The 22,525-nt window shown below is 49.7% G+C and carries 18 protein-coding genes; 9 read left to right on the top strand and 9 right to left on the bottom strand.

Annotated elements, in window-relative coordinates; translation table 11 throughout:
- Nucleotides 1-18 precede the first annotated feature (18 nt).
- On the top strand, nt 19-186 hold the full coding sequence (locus tag EDC56_RS03585) for a rubredoxin (protein ID WP_123711131.1): 168 nt from the start codon (nt 19-21) through the stop codon (nt 184-186).
- Nucleotides 187-265: 79 nt separating this feature from the next.
- On the opposite strand, the gene EDC56_RS03580 is transcribed toward EDC56_RS03585, so the two are convergent.
- Nucleotides 266-433, bottom strand: coding sequence for a DUF3012 domain-containing protein (locus tag EDC56_RS03580; protein ID WP_123711130.1), 168 nt, complete (start codon nt 431-433; stop codon nt 266-268).
- A gap of 269 nt (nt 434-702) precedes the next feature.
- On the opposite strand from EDC56_RS03580, the gene EDC56_RS03575 reads away from it, so the two are divergent.
- The gene (locus EDC56_RS03575; protein WP_123711129.1) at nt 703-1,356 is read left to right on the top strand and encodes a potassium channel family protein; all 654 of its coding nucleotides are present in this window, start codon (nt 703-705) and stop codon (nt 1,354-1,356) included.
- 2 nt (nt 1,357-1,358) lie between these two features.
- A complete protein-coding gene (locus EDC56_RS03570; RefSeq protein ID WP_123711128.1) occupies nt 1,359-2,714 on the top strand; it encodes a TrkH family potassium uptake protein in 1,356 nt (451 codons plus the stop codon).
- 53 nt (nt 2,715-2,767) lie between these two features.
- Here the strand turns inward: EDC56_RS03570 and EDC56_RS03565 are convergent, their stop codons facing one another.
- The 7 genes from EDC56_RS03565 to xseA form a co-directional block, all read right to left on the bottom strand.
- A complete protein-coding gene (locus tag EDC56_RS03565; RefSeq protein WP_123711127.1) occupies nt 2,768-4,120 on the bottom strand; it encodes a hypothetical protein in 1,353 nt (450 codons plus the stop codon).
- Between the two features lie 30 nt (nt 4,121-4,150).
- Nucleotides 4,151-5,569: a rhomboid family intramembrane serine protease gene (locus EDC56_RS03560; RefSeq protein WP_162844067.1), complete on the bottom strand. Its 1,419-nt coding sequence runs from the start codon at nt 5,567-5,569 to the stop codon at nt 4,151-4,153.
- Nucleotides 5,570-5,720: 151 nt separating this feature from the next.
- The gene (locus tag EDC56_RS03555) at nt 5,721-6,254 is read right to left on the bottom strand and encodes a response regulator transcription factor (RefSeq protein ID WP_123711125.1); all 534 of its coding nucleotides are present in this window, start codon (nt 6,252-6,254) and stop codon (nt 5,721-5,723) included.
- A 4-nt stretch (nt 6,255-6,258) separates the two neighbouring features.
- Nucleotides 6,259-7,563 (bottom strand): ATP-binding protein, encoded by a 1,305-nt coding sequence (locus tag EDC56_RS03550; protein WP_123711124.1) that lies wholly within the window; start codon nt 7,561-7,563, stop codon nt 6,259-6,261.
- Between the two features lie 89 nt (nt 7,564-7,652).
- Nucleotides 7,653-8,552, bottom strand: a complete 900-nt coding sequence (gene rdgC, locus EDC56_RS03545; protein ID WP_123711123.1) for a recombination-associated protein RdgC — start codon at nt 8,550-8,552, stop codon at nt 7,653-7,655.
- Nucleotides 8,553-8,606: 54 nt separating this feature from the next.
- On the bottom strand, nt 8,607-8,987 hold the full coding sequence (locus EDC56_RS03540) for a SirB2 family protein (RefSeq protein ID WP_123711122.1): 381 nt from the start codon (nt 8,985-8,987) through the stop codon (nt 8,607-8,609).
- 42 nt (nt 8,988-9,029) lie between these two features.
- Entirely contained in the window at nt 9,030-10,415 is a 1,386-nt protein-coding gene (xseA, locus tag EDC56_RS03535; protein ID WP_123711121.1) for an exodeoxyribonuclease VII large subunit, read from the bottom strand.
- Nucleotides 10,416-10,498: 83 nt separating this feature from the next.
- Here xseA and guaB point away from each other — a divergent pair, with 83 nt between their 5' ends.
- From guaB to secF, 6 genes are all read left to right on the top strand, one after another.
- Entirely contained in the window at nt 10,499-11,977 is a 1,479-nt protein-coding gene (gene guaB, locus EDC56_RS03530; protein WP_123711120.1) for an IMP dehydrogenase, read from the top strand.
- Between the two features lie 118 nt (nt 11,978-12,095).
- Entirely contained in the window at nt 12,096-13,673 is a 1,578-nt protein-coding gene (guaA, locus tag EDC56_RS03525) for a glutamine-hydrolyzing GMP synthase (protein WP_123711759.1), read from the top strand.
- Nucleotides 13,674-13,738: 65 nt separating this feature from the next.
- A complete protein-coding gene (gene tadA, locus EDC56_RS03520) occupies nt 13,739-14,275 on the top strand; it encodes a tRNA adenosine(34) deaminase TadA (protein WP_281273333.1) in 537 nt (178 codons plus the stop codon).
- Nucleotides 14,276-14,398: 123 nt separating this feature from the next.
- On the top strand, nt 14,399-18,295 hold the full coding sequence (purL, locus tag EDC56_RS03515; RefSeq protein ID WP_123711119.1) for a phosphoribosylformylglycinamidine synthase: 3,897 nt from the start codon (nt 14,399-14,401) through the stop codon (nt 18,293-18,295).
- Nucleotides 18,296-18,538: 243 nt separating this feature from the next.
- Nucleotides 18,539-20,395 (top strand): protein translocase subunit SecD, encoded by a 1,857-nt coding sequence (secD, locus tag EDC56_RS03510; RefSeq protein WP_123711118.1) that lies wholly within the window; start codon nt 18,539-18,541, stop codon nt 20,393-20,395.
- Between the two features lie 87 nt (nt 20,396-20,482).
- Nucleotides 20,483-21,409: a protein translocase subunit SecF gene (secF, locus tag EDC56_RS03505; protein ID WP_123711117.1), complete on the top strand. Its 927-nt coding sequence runs from the start codon at nt 20,483-20,485 to the stop codon at nt 21,407-21,409.
- A 228-nt stretch (nt 21,410-21,637) separates the two neighbouring features.
- Here secF and EDC56_RS03500 read toward each other — a convergent pair whose 3' ends face one another.
- Nucleotides 21,638-22,438 carry an inositol monophosphatase family protein gene (locus EDC56_RS03500; RefSeq protein ID WP_123711116.1) on the bottom strand — a complete coding sequence of 267 codons (801 nt, stop codon included), beginning with the start codon at nt 22,436-22,438 and terminating at the stop codon, nt 21,638-21,640.
- Between the last annotated feature and the right edge of the window lie 87 nt (nt 22,439-22,525).

Genomic DNA, 22,525 nt, shown 5'->3' with positions numbered 1-22,525 from the left:
GTTTCTTGGGAGAGAGTAATGAGCGATTTTAAGAAGTACGAGTGCGTTATCTGTGGCTTTATTTATGATGAAGAGCTCGGCCTGCCCGACGAAGGCATCGAAGCGGGAACAAAGTGGGAAGACGTACCCGAGGATTGGGAGTGTCCTGATTGCGGCATCAGTAAGTATGATTTCGATGTGATGTAATGACTCCTCGTTATATTTGGTATTAAAAAGGCGCGTATAGCGCCTTTTTTGTCTCTGTTAATATCAGCTTCTACGTTGTTTAGTCGTTACGGACGAGGCAATGTTTGGCATAATCACTGGCCTCATTAGCGGTGACCTCTCCTTTGCTCTTAGCTTCGACACTTTTGCACCATTTGTCGCTACCGACTTCGGGCGTACAGGCGGTAATGAATGATAGGGTGGCGAGTAATAATAGTAGTTTCTTCATTGTTGCTTCATCCTTTTGTTGATCTTTGGCAGTTCTAAGAAGTTGTTGTAGTGTAGCTTGTGTATAAGTGTACTTTGTTACGACTGGTTAAAGTCTTTTGCGAAGATAATTGTTAATATGCCGTCGTTATGAGTTTCTATGGTTGATGCAAGTCATCAGAAGTGCCCGATAGTCTTGTTATTTTCCATAAAGAGCTTAAAAAGCTTCCCTATGCTATCTAAATGATAAGAGCGGCTTGTTACGACTACCGCTATTGGATGTGAAATATTATGAACACTCAGTTTGCTGTAATTGGTCTTGGCCGCTTTGGCGTTGCACTTTGTGAGGAGCTGAACGCTCACGGCGTTGAAGTCCTGGCGATTGATGTTGATGAAGATCGATTACGATTGGTAATCGATATGGTTTCACATGTGGTTTTGTCAGATGCCTCTGATGAAGAGGCGGTGAGTGAGCTTGAGCTTGAGCGCTTTGATGTTGTGTTCGTGGCTATTGGTGATGATATCAATGCTAGTATTCTTACAACGCTAGTGCTCAAAGAAGCAGGAATAGAGAACGTTTGGGTCAAAGCAAAGAATCGTTTCCATGCCAAAATTCTTGAAAAAATCGGTGCTGATAAGATTGTTTCACCTGAGCGTGATATGGGCGTTAAGATTGCTCGTAAGATGATTGACAGTAGGGTCAACGAGTTCTTAGAGCTGGGTGCAGATATGGCGTTGGCGGAATTTTCGATTACTGATGTCAATGCAGGTAAAACCATTGCCGATCTTGAGTTGATGGTAGAGCAGGGGGTGCAGCTGTTGGCGCATAAACGTGATGAATTTGTCCATAGTCAGCCTGACGTAGAGACGTTGTTGTTGGCGGGTGATGAGCTGATCCTTGTTGCGAACAAGCACGTGCTCGACCTCCAGTTGAAGGCGCTTTAACTATGTTGCCTAGTGGCGAGAAGCGAACCTATACGCTACAGAAAAACAACAGTAAAAGGCTGTCGGAGCCACTGGTCATCGTATTGAGTTTTCTGGCGATCTTGCTGCCGGCTTCGTTATTGTTGATGCATCCTCTTGATTCGGTGACGGGCCTATCTTTTATCGATGCTCTATTTACGGCAACCTCGGCAATCAGCGTAACTGGGCTGGGAGTGGTCGATACTGGAACGCATTTCACGGTACTGGGCCAGTGTATCTTGTTGGTATTGATTCAGATCGGTGGCCTAGGCCAAATGACCATTTCAATAGTATTGTTGCATATGCTGCGTTTACGCGTGACGTTGCGTCAAAGTTTACTGGTTCGTGAGGAGTTAGGTCAGACCAAACCGATGAATATGCAAACGCTGGTGAAGCGAATAATTTTCTTCGCACTTCTGGCTGAATTAATAGGAACGTTACTATTTGCAATTCGTTGGGTGCCTGAGTTTGGCTGGCAGCGCGGTTTATTTATCAGTTTTTTTCACGCAGTATCCGCGTTCAACAATGCTGGGTTTTCACTCTTTTCTGACAGTTTGAGTCACTACGTGGGGGATCCTCTTGTTGTCTTGACGGCAGCTTCGCTCTTTATTATTGGCGGCTTAGGTTTTGTTGTTGTCCTCGATATTATTAAGGTTAAGAATTTTAGCTCGTTGAAGCTGCATTCAAAATTGATGTTGGTCGGTACGTTTTTTTTGCTATTAATTGGTATGTTCCTATTCTTCTTCCTCGAGTCACACAATCCAAACACCCTTGGGGGGCTGGAGCATAGCGATAAACTGCTAGCAGCTTTTTTTCAATCGGCCACGGCAAGAACGGCTGGTTTTAATACGGTTGAGATTAGTGCGTTAAGTAATGCCTCGATGTTGGTGATGATGTGCTTGATGTTTATCGGTGCAGGTACAACATCGACAGGGGGCGGAATCAAGGTGACAACGTTTGTTACCGTTGCGCTGGCAACGAAAGCTTTTCTGGGGCGACGAAAAGATGTGGTGGTCTTTGGGCGAACGCTTCCTAAGCAAGTTTTATGGCGCTCATTAGCGATAGTGACAATTAGTGCTATGTTTCTTCTATTGGCGATGTTTATCTTATTAATTACTGAGCAGGCCCCATTTTTAGTCGTGATGTTTGAAACTGTATCAGCCTTTGCCACAACAGGGGTGAGTGCAGGTCTTACAAGCACGCTGTCAGATACCGGTAAATTTGTCTTAATTGTGGTGATGATTGTGGGGCGATTAGGGCCGCTAACATTAGTATTTTTAATGACAGCACCTAAGACGACGAAACTTCGTTATCCTGACGAAGAGATTAATACCGGTTAAATAATTACCCACCAGCCGATAGAGTCACAGTTATGGTTATTTAATACTCAAATTTAGCTCTTAATTGTATTGTTGGTCGTGATGATGCGGTTGGCATACTGAATATAGCGACCTGCTTGTGTCTTCATATTTGGTAGTTGCAACATGGTTTTGGCCATCAACGTGTAGGCCTTGGCGATGCTGGGGTGTTTTGGAAAGTCCTTGTGGTAGCCGTTGAGCATATTTACGGCGCCTTTAAAGTCGCCTTTATCGAATTGTAGTTGAGCAACGGTCAATCGTAGTTCGGCACTTTGTGGACGGTAATTCGAGCAGTGCTCATTGAGTTGTTGGAGAGTGCTGCCCAGCTGATAGCGCTGGCCGCGGTCAAGCAGTAGCTGTAGGAAGCGATCGGCGAAGCTTTCGATTTTCTTCTGTTCTTTTAACGCTATTAAAAGCCTAAAGTAATTATCATGCAGCTCATAATTTTGCGGATTGCTGGTAATGTTTTTTTGGTAAAGGGCTATTGCTTGCTCATAACGGCCCTCTTTCAGGTGTATCTCCGCCTGCATCTTGTCGAGGATGGCTGCTGGGCGTTTAGCGGGCTTATGGTGTCCTGTTTCGGTGTGATGGCCGAGTTCTTCTTGGTACTGAAAGACGACGTAACCAAGTAGGTGAAAGAAAACGATGGTGTAATAATTGGAAACAAGGACCTGCAGAAAGAAGTTAATGCCGGTGAAGCTATCGCCAATGAGGAAGTTTATGATGCCGATTGAGCTACTTAATATGGCTGCAATGATAAGTAGTAGGCCATACGGCGCGCCAATTGCTGTCATTACCTGCAATAGTCGTAGAGGGTTAATAGCCTCACGGATATCGTTCTCTATCGCGAGAATAATTATACTGGCAGGAAGAGTTACTACGCTGAAGAAAAGAATAAAAATAGCTGTTCTCAGACCGATATACTGACCAGTAAAATAAATGGCCATGCAAGTAATAATAGACATTGCAAGTAACTTGAGAAATAGCGGTACACCTTGGTAGGCTTCATTAAGACTGGGAGCAGTCATCTTTCCGTTGGCAGTGGATTCTAGGCAACTGAAGCTGTATTTGGTGATTAGAATGATGGAGAAAATTGCTAAAAATGGTAGAAAGAAAAGTGTTAGGGCCGTAAGTGCGGATAATACCATGACGGCAACGGCCTGTTTGTTTGCCGGATAAAGAAAGGCGGGTTCGAGTTGACGCCAGAAAGGCGTAATTGTGCTGCTGTCAGAGATGACATCGAGACTGCCATTACAGTTGAAGCACTGGCAGCTATCATCGGCTAATTGTAGATTTTCTTTGCTGCACTGGCTGCAAGTATTGATCTCGCAGCGTGGGCAGTAGAAGGCGGCGTGATCCAACGGGTGGTACTTACAATGCTTATTCATATTTAAGGCTGCTCTTATTCGCTGCTTTCGTTATAGGAGTGAGGTGGCGATGCTGTCGAAATACTGCTGTTTTTTCGGGTGTTGTAGCTGCCTATAGTGATTGCTTAATTTTCTAGCGAGCTTTGCTAACATAGGGTCTTGGTTGCCAGTGTTGAGCTGTTCGGCGAGCAGTTTTTCTGCGGTAGTCGTCTCCTCTATATCAACTAAGCGTATAGCGAAGAGGATAAGGCTATGCTGATCAATGTGCTCTTGTAAGGCGCTTTTATCGTGCAGCCAAACTTGCAGCTGTTGCTTAATGACTGCATGGTGTTGGTTTTTTTCACAGATGATTTGCAGTGCAATTGGCAGGCGCTTTTCACTGGGGGCAGTTTTCAGTAGCTGGTAGTAAATCTGTTTAAGTTCAATATGATTATATTGCGTTAGCAGCTCGGCGGCATAGTTCTCGGCACGGCTGAACTGAAAATCGGCAATGTAGCAGTAGAGTTTATCTAGTGCGATGGCGTAAGGGGCTTGTGGTTGCTCTGCTTGTAAGTAATCTTCGTCTAGTGCATCAGGCTGCCGTAGAAAAGTAAGCCAGATTAGCGCTGCCCCGCTAATGAAACCGCCAATATGGGCGGTATAGGCAACGTGGTTATCGGTAGTCAGCAGCGAGTAAACTTCGTTACCGATATAGAGTGGCAGTATAACAAGTGCAGGAGCACGGAAGTAGCCGACAAAGATAAAAAACCAGTAGAAAAACTCTATCTTTTGTAGTCGGTACATAGAGACATAGATAGCCATTACGCCGGATATGGCGCCGGAAGCGCCAATAAGGCCATTATTATCGCTACCGCTCCAGCGTTCAAAGAAGGCAAAAAATAGGCCGCCACCTAAGCCGGAAAGTAGGTAGAACAACAGGAATCGGCCGTGACCTAGGCTCGCTTCTACGGCAAAGCCTAGTAATAACAGTAAGACCATGTTGCCTAATAAATGAGAGAGGTCCGCGTGAAGAAATTGATGACTAATTAGGCTGACAATATTGATATCGCTTGGTGCAAGGTGGAAGCGTGAGCTAAAGGCTTGGTCTATTAATGCATTGACCTCAGGGCGTACTTCCTGCCATTGAAGTAGTGCCGACCTGGCAAAGATATGGTCACCTTGTTTGATGCTAAAGTCATAGAAACGTCGATCAAAAATCATCTCAGCAACAAGCTGCTCTTTATCGACTTGTTGGTAGGGTTGTATTTGTTGCCAGTGATCAGGGCGCTCTAGGCGCAAATATTGTTCGTAGATAGGGCTTTCTATGGTTTGTAGGTCGTGCTCTAGGTAGAGATCAAAGGCAGCTTGATAATATTTGTTGTCATCACTCTGGAGGCCAAAGAAAACGATAAAATTAATGGCGATGATAATGAGTAAGACAACAGGTGGGTGCTGCCAGTCGAGACGTTTTTCAGCGGGGATTATGAGCATTGGCATCCTATTGGTCACAATAGAGACGATATAGGATCGCTAACAGCGTGACTGGTGTTATTGTTGTTAGTTTTTAATTGTCCTTTGGCGGAGTCTAGTAGTCAAGTTGGCTGTCGGCTAGCCCTTTACGAGAGCGTCATGTAAACGGTCGTTATTGTTTGACAGGGTGCTTGGCTAATCGTCGTTGTAGCGTACGGCGGTGCATGCCAAGTAAGCGAGCTGTTGCAGATATGTTGCCGCCGTTGTCCTGCAGTACTCGTTGGATCTGCTCCCATTGTAATCGATCAACAGAGGTGGGGTGGCTGTGGTCTAACGGGGTTGTTTGGGGTTCTGTGCCGAGGAAGGCATTTAGGATGTCGTTGCTACCGGTTGGTTTGCAAAGATAGTTGTGAGCGCCTAGCTTGATTGCTTGTACTGCAGTTGCGATAGAAGAGTATCCGGTTAATACCACGATAAGAATATCAGGGTTTATCTCCAGTATAGGTTCGATGAGCTGTAGCCCCGAGTCGTCACCAAGCTTGAGGTCTAGCAGAAGGTAGCGATATCGTTTCTCTGTCAGCATTGCTAAGCACTCTTTGGCGTTGTGGCAGCAATTGGCTGTATGGCCCTTACGCGTCAGCGCGCGTAGCATTGTTTGGCTGAAGGCGCTGTCATCATCGACTAATAAAAAATCAGTGTCACTCATATCGTTACTCAGGCTTCTGGTAGGGTAGGGTTATCGTGGCGCGAGTTCCACCTTCTGGCCTATTAAGGAGGTACACTTCACCGCCGAAGCGATTCAGTGTTGAGCGAGATAGGTAGAGGCCCAGCCCTAGACCATCCCCTCCTTTAGTGGTGAAAATCCGCTCGCCGCGTTGGCTAGCTATGTGATGATCAATCCCCTCTCCTTGGTCGTCAATATGTAGGGTGATCATAGAGGAATTACGGTTGCCATATTCAAGGGTGAGGAGTATCTGCTCGGGGCAGGCGTCGGCAGCGTTATTGAGTAGGTTAATTAACGCTTGCTCCATTGTCGCAGCAACGCGAATGAGGGGTGGCTCTGTGTTGTCTGTAATAAGTTGAAAATCGACCTCGGGGCGTATGATGTGCCAGTGGCTGAGTAGTCCTTTAATATAACTGTCAATGGCTTGTAAACTGTGCTCCTCGCGACGATAGTGCTCTGCTTGGTGGGTTAGTTTTTTTAGCGTGGCTCGGCAGTGTTGAATTTGTTGCTCGATGGCGGTCACATCGGTTTTGCAGTTTGCCGGCAGCCCTTCGGCGGCAGTGAGCTCTTCGGTGAGCAGTAACATGGTATTGAGAGGGGTGCCTAGCTCGTGAGCGGTGCCAGCAGCTAAGCTGGCGACGGCCATAACCTGTTGTTGCTGTAAGTCATCTTCACGCCAACGGTTGAGGTCGTCTTCTCTGCGGCGAATCGCTGTGGCCATCTTTACGATAAAGGTGTTAATTAGCAGGGCGCTGACGACGAAAGTGAGCCACATGCCAACAGTGTGCAGGTTGATGACGCCGGTATCCATCATCGAGCCTGGGTGATGATGTTGGTTGCCTGGAGCCGCGATAGCAAACGGTTGGTAGAAATCGAACAACAAGGTGTAGCAGGCAATAGAGAGTAATGTAGCGATCCAGCAATAGCGGCTGTTCAGCGTGGCGGCGCAGATTGATAGCGGTATCAGGAAAAAGGATATGAGCGGGTTACCAGCTCCGCCAGTGAAGTAAAGCAAGAGTGTGAGTGCGACGATATCAAAGACGATATGAAGGAAGTATTCAAGTTGACTAAGTTTGGGGGAGTCGCTGATACGCCAGAAAGTGAGGGCCGTGATAGCCATCTGTCCGATCATGATCCATTGCAATGATGCATAGGGGAGTGGCCATTGCTGATAATAACCTAGGGTAATTAAGGTGAGAGTCAGCGTAATGAGTAGTGAGCGAATATAACATAATCGCCGTAGATTGATGGCGATAGGGTCTCTATGGTTTCTTTGAGCTGTCGTGGTCATCTGAGTTACGCTCAATTTATGTGGGTGGTATATTCGCGGACTAACAAGGGCGCCTTATGAATCGGGTGCCCTTTTAGCCTGTGCTGTATTTAGCTGTCAGCTATGCCGCCAAGGGCCTTGATGAGCTCTTGTATTAATAGGCGTAACTCTAAGGTCATGACAGCGAAGTCGCTATCAAACTGATCGTCCTCACCGCTGGTGTCGCCGGTTTTCTCCTGCACGAGCTCGGAGAACTTGATCTTTTGTACAGAGACATCTTCTGTGATGGTGAACTCAATCGCCTCATTGTAAACCATGGCAAGCTTGCTCGCTCGCTTGCCTACTTCAAGGTGTTTGGCGATCTCTTCGCCGTATAAATCCTGTTCTTTAGCGCGGACAACGTTACTTGGGTTCTGTGGGTCGCGAAGCTCGCATTCGTTACCTAACAGAAAGCCTTCGGGGAGGTCTTCGGCTTGTAGCCAGCGAGTGAGGACATCGGCAGGTAGACTGTTAACCATTAGAGGCACTAATGGTAGCGAGCCAACAGACTCTCGGAGTAAGCCTAATAGCTCTTCTGCACGGGTGCCGCTCGTTGAGTTGACGATGATGAGTCCTTCAGCTTCGTCAATATAAGCGAATAGCTTCTGAGACTTAGTAAAGGCGCGTGGCAGCATCTCGATGACCACCTCTTCCTTCATTTCGACGCGTTCTTTTCGATAAACCTTGCGCGCCTGTGCCTCCTCTAGATCGGCTATCTTTTCTTCGAGGGCTTCGTTGATGACGGCGGCGGGGAGCACTCTTTCCTGTCTCTGCATACAAAGCATGTGGAAGCCGTTAGCAGTGTGAGACAGCATTTTACCGTGTCGGCCAAGCGGTGATGTCCAGCCTTGCGCCTGCATATCTTGACTGCCACAGCCTTGGAAAGCGTTTTTTTCTAGCAGTTCTTCGAGCTTTTCAAGGCCTTCAAGGGGAGACGTTAGACGGTAGACAAGAATGTTTTTAAACCACATAAATGAACGATCCTGATAAAAAATGAGGGATAAGTGTTGGCTTGATAGTGCTTGCTATAGGCCGAGTGTCGGGTTCTTGGTGATGGCCACCGCGAGAATATAACCGACACAGCCTAATGCTGCAAAGAACGTGACGACACGGGTGGCGATTGGTCGTCCAGCTTTGAAAGCGATGATGCCGAAGCCGATGTAGCCGATTAGCGCGATTAACTTGGCACTGAGCCAGCTGGCGTTATAAAACGGATAGCTATTGATCGTGACCATGAGCCCGATGGCGGTGATTAGGAGTATGGTGTCGATAATATGTGGCGCGATCTTTAGTAGCTTCTTCTGCATCAGGCCGGAGCCTGTGGCGAGTAGCACCCCCCGTAGAATAAAGCCGATGATTGAGAGGAGGGCGAGTGTCATGTGCAGGTGCTTGAGCATGGCGTACATAGTTTCGGGCTCTTTGGCTAGGAATGAATAGCCGAGAGCATACTATGCTTTGTCGGCTTTTTCTGCGTTGATCTCGACGATGGTACTTTTAAAATGACCTTTTGCTAACTCGGTGGTCACTGTATCCCCCAGCTTGAGTTGCTGGCTGTCAGTGATGACTCGCCCTTGCTGTTTGCTGATTGAGTAGCCTCGCCCGAGCACCGCGAGGGGGCTGAGGTTGTTGAGTAGCAGTGCCTGAGTATCGAGTAGTTGCCGCCGAGAAGTGATGTTGCTGCTGATTAGCTTCGGGAGCTGTGATCGAAGCTGCCGAAGGCGTTCTTTGTGCGCATTCAGCTGTCGTTGTGGGTTGTGTTGCTGTAATTCTAGGCGTTTAACATCAAGCTGATTGCGCTGCTGCTGGAGTCTCTGAGTTATCGCACGCAGTATGCGCTGTTCGAGATCGTCTAGTCGTTGCGCATAGATCTGCAGTTGGTGGCCGGGATGACGCAATCTTTTCTTTAGGTGAGCTAGTTGCTGTTGGCGCTGGCGGAGCTGTTGTAAAGCCATATCGCCGAGCCACTGCCGGTAGCTGATGAGTTGTTGACGCTGCTCCTGTTGGTCGGTACTGATCAGCTCTGCGGCAGCGGAGGGGGTGGGGGCGCGAAGGTCGGCGACAAAGTCGCTAATGGTAAAGTCGATCTCGTGGCCGACGGCAGAAATGACAGGGAGTTTGCTGGCGGCGATGGCGCGGGCTACTTGCTCTTGGTTGAAGCTCCAAAGGTCCTCTAATGAACCACCGCCACGGCCGACGATGAGAGCCTGCAAAGGGGTTTGAAAGCGTTCGGCAATACGGTTGGCAAAGGCGATGGCCTGTGCGATTTCGTCGCCGGCTTTATCCCCTTGTACGCTGACTGGATAGAGGGTGATGCGCATGGCTGGCTGGCGTCTTTTTAAAATGGCCAGTATGTCTCGGATAGCGGCTCCGGTGGGGGAGGTAATAATACCTATATGCGCTGGGTTTATCGGTACCGTCTTTTTTAATGGTGGGGCAAATAGCCCTTCTTCATCGAGCAGCTTCTTTAATGCTTCAAAGGCTTGCTGTAAATCACCGATGCCGGCCGGCTCCATGTGTTCGACGATAAGCTGATAATCGCCTCTTGCCTCGTAAAGACTCATGCGTGCGCGAGCAACAACACGCGTCCCCTGAGCTACTTTAAACTTGACCGATTGGTTATCTTTTTTGAACATTGCACAGCGTACTTGGGCGCCACTATCTTTAAGGGTGAAGTACCAGTGGCCAGAACTAGGGTTGGAGTGGTTTGAGATCTCACCCTCTACCCATACTGTAGAAAAGTGTTTTTCCAGCAGTTTTTTGGCGCGACTGTTCAGTTCAGTCACCGTATAGATGTCGCGTTCGGAAAGTCTGTCGAGTAGTGTCTTTTTAATCATGAATTAGTGGCTGATTATGCTTTACGGTTATTTGTAACATCGGTTATAATTACTTGCTTCATTTCATCGGGTGGGGCCGTTTCATGCTACGCATTAAAGAAGAAGCATTAACGTTTGACGACGTATTACTAGTACCAGATTATTCTGAAGTTGTAGCCAAAGATGTGTCTTTGAAAACTCAACTGACACGCAACATCTCTCTTAACATCCCCCTCATTTCTGCCGCCATGGATACCGTGACCGAAGCGCGTCTAGCGATCGCGATGGCACAAGAGGGCGGTATCGGCATTATCCACAAAAGCATGAGTGTTGAACAGCAGGCGCGTGAAGTTCGTGCTGTCAAAAAACATGAAAGCGGTGTGGTTAAAGACCCTGTTACCATCTCAGCAGATGCTTCGTTGCGTGAGTTGTTGGCAGTTAAAGAGCAGTACAACATCTCGGGTGTTCCTGTACTGGACAAGGGGGAACTCGTTGGTATCGTTACCAATCGTGATGTTCGTTATCTTAATAACCTTGACGTTAAGGTGAAGGAAATCATGACGACGCGTGACAACCTCGTCACTGTTAAGGAGGGAACTGAGCGCGAGGCAGTGAAGGCATTACTGCATAAGCATCGTATCGAGAAAGTATTGGTTGTCGATGGCAGCGATAAGCTTTGCGGTATGATCACCGCGAAAGACATCCACAAAGCACAGACTTACCCTAAGGCAGCTAAAGATAGCCAAGCACAGCTATTGGTTGGGGCTTCTGTCGGTGTTGGTGCAGATACCGACGATCGTGTCGCTGCACTAGTTGAGGCTGGTGTTGATGTTTTGGTCGTTGATACTGCTCATGGCCACTCAAAGAATGTTATCGATCGTGTTGCCTCGATTAAGAAACACTACCCACAGGTGGATGTTATCGGCGGCAATATTGCGACAGGCAAGGCCGCCAAAGCGTTGGCAGAGGCCGGCGCCGACGGTGTTAAAGTCGGGATTGGCCCTGGTTCTATTTGTACTACACGTATTGTTACGGGGATCGGCGTACCGCAGATCAGTGCCGTGGCCGATGTGGCACAAGCTTTAGAGGGTACGGGTATCCCGTTGATTGCCGACGGAGGCATTCGCTTCTCCGGTGATCTGGCCAAGGCTGTCGTTGCCGGTGCCTCTTGTATCATGATGGGGTCGATGTTGGCAGGTACTGAGGAATCACCTGGTGAGGTTGAACTATATCAAGGACGTACCTATAAAGCATATCGCGGCATGGGTAGCTTGGGAGCGATGGCTAGGACTCAGGGTTCGAGTGATCGCTATTTCCAGGATGCCTCTGAAGGTGCTGAAAAGTTAGTGCCAGAAGGGATCGAAGGGCGTGTTCCCTGTAAGGGGCCGCTGTCGGCGGTAATCCATCAGTTAATGGGTGGCTTGAGTTCGGCAATGGGTTATACCGGTTCGAAGACGATGGAAGAGATGCGCACCAAACCTGAGTTTGTTCGTGTGTCGAGTGCCGGTATGAGTGAGAGCCACGTTCACGACGTGAGTATTACCAAGGAAGCGCCAAATTATCCGACGACTTCGCGAGGGTAAAAAATAAACGGGGCAAAGCCCCGTTTTTTTATACAGTTCTAAAATATTTTAATGTTAGTTTTATTGATCTCTAAAGCCTAATTTATAGTGGGTTTTGGTGATAACGAGGATGACTCTAGTGGCACAAGATATACACGCGCAACGAATTTTGATTCTTGATTTTGGTTCTCAATACACTCAGCTTATCGCGCGTCGGATACGTGAGATTGGTGTTTATTCTGAGATTCATGCTTGGGATATGAGTGACGAAGATATTCAAGCCTATGCACCGAAGGGAATCATCTTGGCTGGTAGTCCAGAGTCTGTTGCGGCCGAAGGCTCGCCACGTGCGCCTGAGCTTGTGTTTAATTTGGGCGTCCCTGTTTTTGGTATCTGCTACGGCATGCAGACAATGGCGGAGCAGCTCGGTGGCAAGGTTGCTGGCTCTGATGTTCATGAGTTTGGTTATGCCAGAGTTAAGGTCGAAGGTGAGGCAAGCTTGTTGGCCGACATTTCTGATCACCTCAACGAAGACGGTAGCTCGGCTCTTGACGTGTGGATGAGTCACGGTGATCAAGTGGTGCAGATGCCGGTGGGTTTTGAGAAAATGAACTCAACGGACTCATGCCCTATTGCCGGGATGTATTGCGAGGAAAAACGCTTTTATGGTGTGCAGTACCATCCAGAAGTGACGCATACACTGCAGGGAAACCGTATTTTTGAACACTTCGTGCTCTCGATCTGTGGCTGCGAGCGACTGTGGACGGCGGCTAATATTATCGAAGATGCGATTGCCCGCGTGCGCGAACAGGTTGGCGATAAAAAGGTGCTACTAGGGTTGTCGGGTGGTGTTGATTCCTCGGTGGTAGCCGCGATGCTGCATAAAGCGATCGGTTCACAGTTAACCTGTGTTTTTGTCGACAACGGCCTGTTGCGCAAGAATGAAGGCGAACAGGTGATGGAAATGTTTGCCAATAACATGGGGGTTAAGGTCATTCGTGCCGACGCCGAAGATGACTTCCTAGAACCACTGAAGGGAGTGAGTGATCCGGAAGCGAAGCGTAAGGTTATCGGCAACAAATTTATCGAGATCTTCGATAGAGAAGCTTTGAAGATTAAAGATGTCGAGTTTTTGGCTCAGGGCACCATCTATCCGGATGTAATCGAATCAGCTGCGGCAAAAACCGGCAAGGCGCATGTGATTAAGTCGCACCACAATGTTGGCGGCTTACCTGATGATATGGCTTTCTCATTAGTCGAGCCTCTGCGCGAATTGTTTAAAGACGAGGTGCGTAAGGTTGGTCTAGAGCTAGGCTTGCCTTATGACATGGTCTATCGACATCCCTTCCCTGGGCCGGGCCTCGGTGTTCGTATCCTTGGTGAGGTGAAGAAAGAGTACGCTGATATTCTTCGTGAGGCGGATGCGATCTTTATGGAAGAGCTGCATGCTTCTGGTTGGTATCACAAGACGAGCCAGGCTTTTGCTGTCTTCCTGCCTGTTAAGTCTGTTGGTGTGGTGGGCGATGCGCGACGTTATGAATACGTTATTACATTGCGTGCCGTTGAGACGATTGATTTCATGACTGCTCGTTGGGCGCACCTGCCGTATGAGTTGTTGGAGACGGTATCGGGTCGTATTATCAACGAGATCGCCAAGGTGTCGCGTGTTGCCTACGATGTCTCGAGTAAGCCGCCGGCTACGATTGAGTGGGAATAAAATTATCGCCCTGGATCGATTGATCTCGGGCTTCTTTATTTTGCCCAGCGAGAGTGAGAGGTATTGTGACGGTAGAAATCGGTGATGAGTTGACTCAGCAAGCAGCTGAAGATCAGCGCTGGATGACTTATGCCTTGGCTCTAGCGGCGCAGGCTGCGGAGCGTGGTGAGGTGCCGGTTGGTGCTGTGGTCGTGCAGTCGGGGCGCGTTATTGGTGAGGGAAGTAATAGCCCGATCGGTAGCTGTGACCCAACAGCCCATGCCGAGGTTGTTGCTCTGCGTCAGGCGGCAGCGAATACCGGCAATTACCGATTACCGGGAGCGACGCTCTATGTGACGATTGAGCCTTGTACTATGTGCAGTGGTGCGATTATTCACTCACGAATTGCGTGTTTGGTCTATGGTGCCCTAGAGCCAAAGGCCGGCGTAGTCGTCAGTCAGGCTAAATTATTGCAAAGCTCATATATAAATCATCGCCTCGAGGTTAGAGGCGGTATAATGGCGAAGGAGAGTGCTGAGTTGGTCAGCCGCTTCTTTCGTCATCGTCGAGAGGCAAAGAAAGCGTTAAAGCTGAAGTTGCGTGGCGATACCCCTCAGCGTTGATGGGGTTCGCACGTGATGGTCGGTAGTGCTCAATGAGTGCTTCGACAAAAAATTTATTCATAGGCATGGGGGGGGTCCTGTGCTTAATTTTGCAAAAATCCTATATAGGGGTTGTTGAGTAACATGTTAATACTGCCAGGCAGTTCTGCCTTATCCGAGTTTCGTATTCAGAAGTTACTATCTCGTGTGCAACAGCAGGTGGCTACGGTCACTGCGATCAGTGCGGAGTATATTCATTTTGCCGATCTCGCATCGGATCTCGATGCTGACGAACATCGCTTGCTCGAAAGATTGTTGAGCTACGGCCCGCGCGATGACCATGGTGAGTCGGAGGGGGAGCTGTTTCTTGTGGTGCCTCGTCCGGGCACCATCTCTCCTTGGTCGAGTAAGGCGACAGATATTGCTCACAACTGTGACTTGGCTAAGGTCAAACGTTTAGAGCGTGGTGTGGCCTTCTATTTACAAGTGGCGGAGCCTTTAACAGAAGAGCAGCGCCAGGTTGTGCAGGCGCTACTGTTCGACCGTATGGTTGAGGTAGTACTGGGTGAATTTGAGCAGGCGCAACAATTATTTGTCGCAGAACAGCCTGCGCCGATGACTTCTGTTGATGTGTTGGTTGGAGGCCGCGAGGCGCTAGTTCTTGCTAATCGTCAGTTGGGCCTGGCTCTAGCTGATGATGAAATTGATTACTTGGTTGAAAGCTTTATTGAGTTGGGGCGTAACCCTAGTGATGTTGAGCTAATGATGTTTGCTCAGGCAAACTCAGAGCACTGTCGCCACAAGATTTTTAACGCTGATTGGACGATCGATGGTGAGCAGCAGAGTCACTCGCTGTTCAAGATGATCAAGAACACCAATGAGCTCGGCGGTGAGAATGTGCTCAGTGCCTATTCGGATAACGCCGCCGTCGTTGCAGGTAGCGAGGCGGGACGCTTTTATTCGGATCCAGAGGACAATAGTTACGGCTACAGTCAAGAGCCGATTCACATCCTGATGAAAGTCGAAACTCATAATCACCCAACAGCGATTGCTCCGTTCCCGGGGGCGGGTACTGGTAGTGGTGGCGAGATTCGTGATGAGGGGGCTGTTGGTCGCGGCTCTAAGCCGAAAGTCGGCTTGTCAGGCTACACCGTTTCTAACTTACGTATTCCGGGGAATGTCCAGCCATGGGAGACTGATTACGGTAAGCCCGACAGAATTGTGACTGCGCTCGACATTATGACCGAGGGTCCTCTCGGAGGCGCGGCGTTTAATAATGAGTTTGGACGCCCTAATATCTGTGGCTATTTCCGTACCTTTGAGGAGCAGGCGGCGGGCGCTGCTGGCGTTGAGGTTAGGGGTTACCACAAGCCGATTATGCTGGCCGGCGGGTACGGTAATATACGTGCAGATCACGTCGACAAGCCTGAGTTTGATGCTGGTTGTAAGTTGATTGTGTTGGGTGGGCCTGCGATGCAGATTGGCCTGGGTGGCGGTGCCGCCTCTTCGATGACCTCGGGTTCCTCGAGTGAGGATCTAGATTTTGCCTCTGTGCAGCGCCAAAATCCTGAAATAGAACGCCGTTGTCAGGAGGTTATCGATCGTTGCTGGGCCTATGGTGACACCAACCCGATTGCCTTTATTCACGATGTGGGTGCGGGTGGTCTTTCCAATGCCTTCCCTGAGCTTGTGAAGGATGGCGGTCGTGGCGGTGCTTTTGATCTGCGTAATGTGCCCAATGATGAACCTGGTATGTCCCCCTTGGCGATCTGGTGTAATGAGTCGCAAGAGCGTTATGTGTTGGCGGTTAAACCGCAGGATTTGGCCCGTTTCGAGGCACTGTGTCAGCGTGAGCGTTGCCCTTATGCGGTTGTCGGTGAGGCGACAGAAGAGCATCACCTCACTCTGGGTGATAGCCATTTTGATAACAAGCCGGTCGATCTGCCGATGTCGGTTCTATTCGGCAAGGCGCCGAAGATGAGTCGTGATATCGTTCGCCAGTCTTACGATATGCCGGAGTTAGACTTTACTGGGGTTGCCTTGAAGGATGCGGTACATCGTGTGCTGTCACTGCCGACGGTTGCCTCAAAGAGCTTTCTGATCACAATCGGTGATCGTAGTATCACGGGTATGGTGCATCGTGACCAAATGGTAGGGCCGTGGCAGGTACCGGTGGCCGACTGTGCTGTGACTACGGCGGCTTTTGACACCTATGCCGGTGAGGCAATGTCGATGGGTGAGCGTACCCCTCTGGCGCTAATCGACGGTCCGGCCTCCGGTCGCATGGCGATTGCAGAGGCGATTACCAATATTGCCTCTACGCGCATTGGTGATATCAAAGATATTAAGCTCTCGGCCAACTGGATGTGCGCAGCAGGTCACCCCGGTGAGGATGAAAAGCTCTATGACACGGTTAAGGCTGTGGGCATGGAGTTATGCCCTGAGCTGGGTATTACCATTCCTGTCGGCAAAGACTCGATGTCAATGCGTACCGCTTGGCAGCAAGAGGGTGAAGATAAGTCGGTGACGGCCCCTATGTCGTTGGTGATTACGGCCTTTGCGCCGGTGCTGGATGTGCGTAAAACAGTGACGCCGCAGCTGCGTAGCGACGTTGGTGATAGTTCGTTGTTGTTGGTCGATCTCGGTGCCGGTAAGAATCGCCTCGGTGGTTCCTGTTTGGCTCAGGTTTATAAGCAGGTGGGTAGCGAAGCGGCTGACCTCGATAGCGGCGTCAACTTGAGGGCCTTCTTTGTGGTGATGCAGCAGTTGTTGGAGGCTGAGCTAGTCGCGGCGTATCACGATCGTTCTGACGGTGGCTTGTTGACGACTTTGGCGGAAATGAGTTTTGCTGGCCGCTGTGGTGTCGATGTCGATTTGGCTGAGCTGCTGGCGACGAGTTCAGAGCTTGCTGTGCTCTTTAATGAAGAGCCTGGTGCAGTACTGCAGGTAGCTAATAGTGATTTGGCTGCCGTGCAGGAGCAGTTTGAAGTCGCTGGAATCGGTAGTTTGGTGAGCGTTATTGGTGCTGTTTCGACTAACGAGGCGTTTAGTCTTCGCTCGGGGTCAACCGAGCTGTTTAAAGATACGCGTGCAGGATTGCAGCGGGTTTGGGCGGCGACAAGCTACCAAGTGCAATCGTTGCGTGACAATCCAGAGTGTGCAAAGCAAGAGTTTGCGACCATTGCGGACGGCAACCCCGGCCTGAGTACGAAGCTGAGCTTTGATAGTGCTGAGGACGTGGCGGCGCCTTACATCAGTCGTGCTGTTAAGCCCAGCATTGCAGTGCTTAGGGAGCAGGGGGTCAACGGTCAGATTGAGATGGCGGCAGCCTTCGACAAGGCGGGCTTCGCTGCAGTCGATGTGCATATGAGTGATCTTCTGGCGGGTAAGGTTGATCTTGCTAACTTCAAGGGCCTAGCGGCTTGCGGCGGTTTCTCTTATGGAGATGTTCTCGGTGCTGGAGAGGGCTGGGCGAAGAGTATTCTGTTTAACGATCGGGTACGAGATAACTTCGAGCAGTTCTTCCAGCGTGGCGACAGCTTCGCACTAGGTGTCTGTAACGGTTGTCAGATGATGTCAAATTTGAAATCGTTGATCCCAGGTGCCGAGCACTGGCCACGCTTTGTACGTAATCAGAGTGAGCAGTTTGAGGCGCGTTTCTCGCTGTTACAGGTGCAAGATGGTGCGTCAAAGTTGTTGTCGGGCATGTCTGGTTCCCATATGCCGGTGGCCATTGCTCACGGTGAAGGACGTGCTGAGTTTGCCGATGAGGAGGCGTTTGCCGCGCTCGAGGCGAGTGGTCAAGTGGCGCTGCGTTACCTCGACAACAACCTCAAGGTAGCGGAAAGCTACCCGGCTAACCCTAACGGTTCACCGGCAGGTATTGCCGGTGTGACGAGTGCAGACGGTCGTGTCACCATCATGATGCCGCATCCTGAGCGCGTATTCCGTACGGTGCAGAACTCATGGTCACCTGAAGGTAGTGGTGAAGACTCGGCTTGGATGCGCCTGTTCCGCAATGCTAGGGTGTTTGCAGATTGATCTTATGATCGCTTGAGTGTAAAGAAAACGGGGCATTAGCCTCGTTTTTTTTGCCTAAAAGGTGGCTGCAATGGGCGATACGGGGCGAAAAAACGCTAGGAGTACTCGTTAGAGTGTGAAGCTTCTGTTACAGGTCGTTGTTGCAGGGGAAAATTTATAACATAATAGGCGCCGCTTAAGGGCTGCCGACGTGGTTTTTCAAGCATTCAACGTTCGGCTATTGTGCTTACAATTGGAATTAACATGTTAAAAAAGTACCCTCTTTGGAAATACCTCTTTCTCCTTGTCGTCATGGTGATGGGCTTCATCTATAGTGCGCCCAACCTCTACCGTCCTGACCCCGCCATCCAGATCTCGCACGAGAGCAGTGGCGATATGACGCAGGCGCAGTTAACGCGAGTGACCAAAGCGCTGGATGAGGGTGGTGTCGATTACTTCGGCAGTGTGCTTAACGGTCGCTCGGCACTGATTCGTGTACACAGTGGGGAAATGCAGCTGCGTGCTAAGGCAATCGCTCAGCGTGCGCTGGGTGATGACTATATCGTGGCGATTAACCTCGCGGAAACGACGCCGAAGTGGCTGAGAGATCTTGGCGCCGAGCCGATGAAGCTGGGTTTGGATTTGAGTGGTGGCGTGCACTTCTTGCTTGAGGTTGATACTCAGACCGCGGTCAAGAAGCGTCAGGAGACCAATCTTGTCGAAATTAAGCGCTTAATGCGTGCTGAGAAAATTCGTGGTCTTGCTAATCTACACGGCAACGAAATCCGCTTACGCTTCAGCGATGAGGAAAAGCGTTCGACGGCCTCTTCTGCAATCCGCAAGGCATTTCCCAATCTCGAGCGTCGACTCGAAGAGCGTGGTGAGCACTTCTGGTTGCTGGTGAATATCAGTGCCACCGAAATTGCTCAGATTGAGGATCATGCGGTAAGCCAGAATCTGACGACCTTGCGTAACCGTGTTAATGAGTTGGGTGTGTCAGAGCCGCTAGTGGCGAAGCAGGGGCGCAATCGTATCGTTGTCGAGCTGCCAGGCGTACAGGATACGGCTCAAGCAAAGAATATTTTGGGTAAGACGGCAACCCTTGAGTTCCGTCTAGAGGCTAAGCCTAACGCCTTGATGGGGACCAAAGAGAAGTTCGAATTCCGTAATCCGGAGCGTGGTCAGCGTGAGGCGTGGTTAAACAGGCAGATGGTGATCAGCGGTGAAAACGTTCAAGATGCGCGTTCAGCCTTCGATGAGAATGGCCGTCCGCAGGTGAGTATTACGCTTGATGGCAACGGCGGTACGTTAATGAATCATGCGACACGTAAGGCGATCGGTGAGCGCTTAGGTGTCTTGTTCGTCGAGCGTAAGTCGCGCACTATCGGCTATGAAAAAGACGATAAGGGTGTTGAGCACCCTATTAAGCAAGCCTACGACAACAAAAAGATTATTAGCTTGGCAACAGTGCAGTCGGCGCTCGGTGTGCAGTTCCGTATCACGGGGCTGGATAGCTCTCAGGAAGCATCAGATCTTGCCTTGCTGTTGCGTGCGGGTGCGTTAGCGGCGCCGCTGGACTTTGTTGAAGAGCGGACTATTGGCCCGTCATTGGGTGCTGAAAACATTGAGATGGGGCTGCTATCTGTACAGATTGGTCTAGGTCTCGTTGTTATCTTTATGCTGCTTTATTACAAAGTGTTTGGTTTGTTGGCTAATATTGCCCTGGCATCGAATGTGGTGTTGTTGATCGCCTTGATGTCAATCCTTGGTGCGACGCTTACCCTGCCGGGCATTGCCGGTATCGTCTTGACGGTGGGTATGGCTGTCGATGCTAACGTGCTGATCTTCTCTCGAATAAAAGAGGAGCTGAATAACGGGGCAAAGCCTGCATTGGCGATTAACGCCGGTTTTGATCGCGCGGTGACGACCATTATGGATGCAAACATTACCACTTTGCTGGTTGCGGTGATTTTGTATGCGGTTGGTACGGGGCCGATAAAGGGCTTCGCGGTAACGTTAGCGCTGGGTATTATGACGTCGATGTTTACGGCGATTATGGGTACTCGTGCGTTGATTTGCATAACGCACGGTAGGCGCGAGCTGAAAAAGCTGTGGATTTAATACCGCGTACTCAATTTGAGTTGTGGTTCGAGCTGCCGCTAAGCGGCAGCATAGTTTCAATAGACGATAGGTCAGATCAGTATAGATATGTCCAAACAAATTAAAATTATTCCGTTTATGTCCTACCGTATGGTAGCGACGATTTTATCGACAATCCTGGTGCTTGGCTCAATTTTCTCGCTCGCAACCAAGGGATTAAATTTTGGTCTCGATTTTACCGGCGGGACGCAGATTGAGGTTTATTACGAGAAGGCGGTGCCGCTCGGAGATATTCGCCAGACCCTAGAGACAAAGGGTTACCACGGGGCGACGGTGGTTAACTTTGGTTCTGATCGTGATGTGTTGGTTCGTTTGGCGCAGGGCTTTGATGATAAGGCTGGCGCTCATATGATCGAGGTGTTGGCGCAGGATTCGGGTACTGGTGTTGAGTTGCGCAGGGTTGAGTTTGTTGGCCCGCAAGTAGGTGAGGAGCTGCGTGAACAGGGTGGTCTCGCTTTACTGTTGGCGCTATTAGTTGTCATGGTTTACGTGGCGATACGTTTCCAGTTTAAGTTTGCCGTCGGTGCGGTACTGGCGTTGGCACACGATGTCATTATTGCACTAGGCGTATTCTCGGTGTTTTATTTGAACTTTGATTTGACGGTATTGGCGGCATTGCTGGCGCTGATTGGTTATTCTTTGAATGACACGATTGTCGTCTATGATCGTATTCGGGAGAACTTTCTCAAGATACGCAAAGGCGATGCCTGTTATGTTATCAACGTTTCACTGAGTGAGGTTCTGGGGCGGACCATTGTTACCTCGGGTACGACCTTACTGGTTCTGATTGCGCTCTTTTATTGGGGCGGAGATATGATCCACGGCTTTGCTACATCGTTGTTGGTGGGAATCACCGTTGGTACATATTCTTCAATCTATATTGCGGCGAATATTCTCGTGCGGATGAAGATCACGCGTGAGGATTTGATGCCACCAGTAATTAAAGATGAGAGGGAGCTGGACGAGCGTCCTTAGTCCTCCTTACTGCTAGTAGGTCATCTAGTCGCTAGTCTAGGCTCGTATCGTTATCGATACGGGCCTTTTGCGTTTTTGGGCGTTGAATCGATAGGATGGTTTTGTGGGTGTGGGTGTGGGTGTGGATATAGGCTAGATGTGTGTTTGTTGCGCAGGGGTATAGAAAAGGGCGGAGCGAGCGTGCAAGGGAGAGTTGTGAGCTGCATTGCTGCAGCTCGAGAGAGGGCTTTATAGTTGGCCGAGATATGGGCTGATGTTTTGTAACATCGCCTTAAAGACCTTTTGTGGGCCACAGACAATGTTGCCTGTTTCTAAGTACTTATGGCCGCCTTGGAAGTCGCTGATGAAACCGCCAGCTTCAATGACGAGTAGGGAGCCCGCGGCGATATCCCATTCCTGTAGACCTATCTCCCAGAAGCCGTCAAGGCGGCCAGCGGCGACATAGGCAAGATCAAGCGAGGCGGCGCCAGCTCGGCGAATCCCGGCGGATTGGCTGGAAAGAGTTTTTAGGCTCTCGATGTAGGTTTCAAGATGTTCGGCTGTGTGGCCGGCAAAGGGAATGCCTGTGCCAAGGATGCAGCCGTCGAGACTGGTTGCTTTGCTGACGCGAATCCTTCTGCCATTTAGTTGAGCACCATTACCACGACTAGCGGTGAACTCCTCTCGGCGAATGGGATCGTAGACTACGGCGTGCTCGACCTTGCCGTTGACTTTGCAGGCAATCGAGATAGCGTAGTGTGGAATGTCGCGAACAAAGTTAGTGGTGCCGTCGATGGGGTCGATTACCCAGACGTAATCTTTGTTTGCGCCCTCTATCATGCCGGACTCTTCGCCATAAAAGCAGTGGTCAGGGTAGGCTTTCTGCAAGTGATAGAGAATCTCTCTCTCGGCAGACTTGTCCACTTCGGTGACAAAGTCGTTCTCACTTTTTGACTCTACGTCGATGAACTCCAGATTTTCTCTGGCGCGTTCAATAATCTCACCGGCTTTACGTGCGGCACGTAATGCGATTTTGGTCATTGGTTGCATGGATTAGGTATGCCTCTAAAGAGCGGGGGGACGGAAATAAGGGGCGAGATTATACATTGAAACGTAGCAGGATATTACTAGCTTAGT

Origin of the sequence: Sinobacterium caligoides (genome assembly GCF_003752585.1) — a bacterium.
GTDB lineage: Bacteria > Pseudomonadota > Gammaproteobacteria > Pseudomonadales > Sinobacteriaceae > Sinobacterium > Sinobacterium caligoides.
This window is presented reverse-complemented; position numbering and strand designations above follow the sequence as displayed.

Excerpts from the sequence above, each read along its gene's own strand:
- EDC56_RS03585 (WP_123711131.1), top strand. The coding sequence starts at position 19 with ATGAGCGATTTTAAGAAGTACGAGTGCGTTATCTGTGGCTTTATTTAT.
- EDC56_RS03580 (WP_123711130.1), bottom strand. The coding sequence starts at position 433 with ATGAAGAAACTACTATTATTACTCGCCACCCTATCATTCATTACCGCC.
- EDC56_RS03575 (WP_123711129.1), top strand. The coding sequence starts at position 703 with ATGAACACTCAGTTTGCTGTAATTGGTCTTGGCCGCTTTGGCGTTGCA.
- EDC56_RS03570 (WP_123711128.1), top strand. The coding sequence starts at position 1,359 with ATGTTGCCTAGTGGCGAGAAGCGAACCTATACGCTACAGAAAAACAAC.
- EDC56_RS03565 (WP_123711127.1), bottom strand. The coding sequence starts at position 4,120 with ATGAATAAGCATTGTAAGTACCACCCGTTGGATCACGCCGCCTTCTAC.
- EDC56_RS03560 (WP_162844067.1), bottom strand. The coding sequence starts at position 5,569 with ATGCTCATAATCCCCGCTGAAAAACGTCTCGACTGGCAGCACCCACCT.
- EDC56_RS03555 (WP_123711125.1), bottom strand. The coding sequence starts at position 6,254 with ATGAGTGACACTGATTTTTTATTAGTCGATGATGACAGCGCCTTCAGC.
- EDC56_RS03550 (WP_123711124.1), bottom strand. The coding sequence starts at position 7,563 with ATGACCACGACAGCTCAAAGAAACCATAGAGACCCTATCGCCATCAAT.
- rdgC (WP_123711123.1), bottom strand. The coding sequence starts at position 8,552 with ATGTGGTTTAAAAACATTCTTGTCTACCGTCTAACGTCTCCCCTTGAA.
- EDC56_RS03540 (WP_123711122.1), bottom strand. The coding sequence starts at position 8,987 with ATGTACGCCATGCTCAAGCACCTGCACATGACACTCGCCCTCCTCTCA.
- xseA (WP_123711121.1), bottom strand. The coding sequence starts at position 10,415 with ATGATTAAAAAGACACTACTCGACAGACTTTCCGAACGCGACATCTAT.
- guaB (WP_123711120.1), top strand. The coding sequence starts at position 10,499 with ATGCTACGCATTAAAGAAGAAGCATTAACGTTTGACGACGTATTACTA.
- purL (WP_123711119.1), top strand. The coding sequence starts at position 14,399 with ATGTTAATACTGCCAGGCAGTTCTGCCTTATCCGAGTTTCGTATTCAG.
- secD (WP_123711118.1), top strand. The coding sequence starts at position 18,539 with ATGTTAAAAAAGTACCCTCTTTGGAAATACCTCTTTCTCCTTGTCGTC.
- secF (WP_123711117.1), top strand. The coding sequence starts at position 20,483 with ATGTCCAAACAAATTAAAATTATTCCGTTTATGTCCTACCGTATGGTA.
- EDC56_RS03500 (WP_123711116.1), bottom strand. The coding sequence starts at position 22,438 with ATGCAACCAATGACCAAAATCGCATTACGTGCCGCACGTAAAGCCGGT.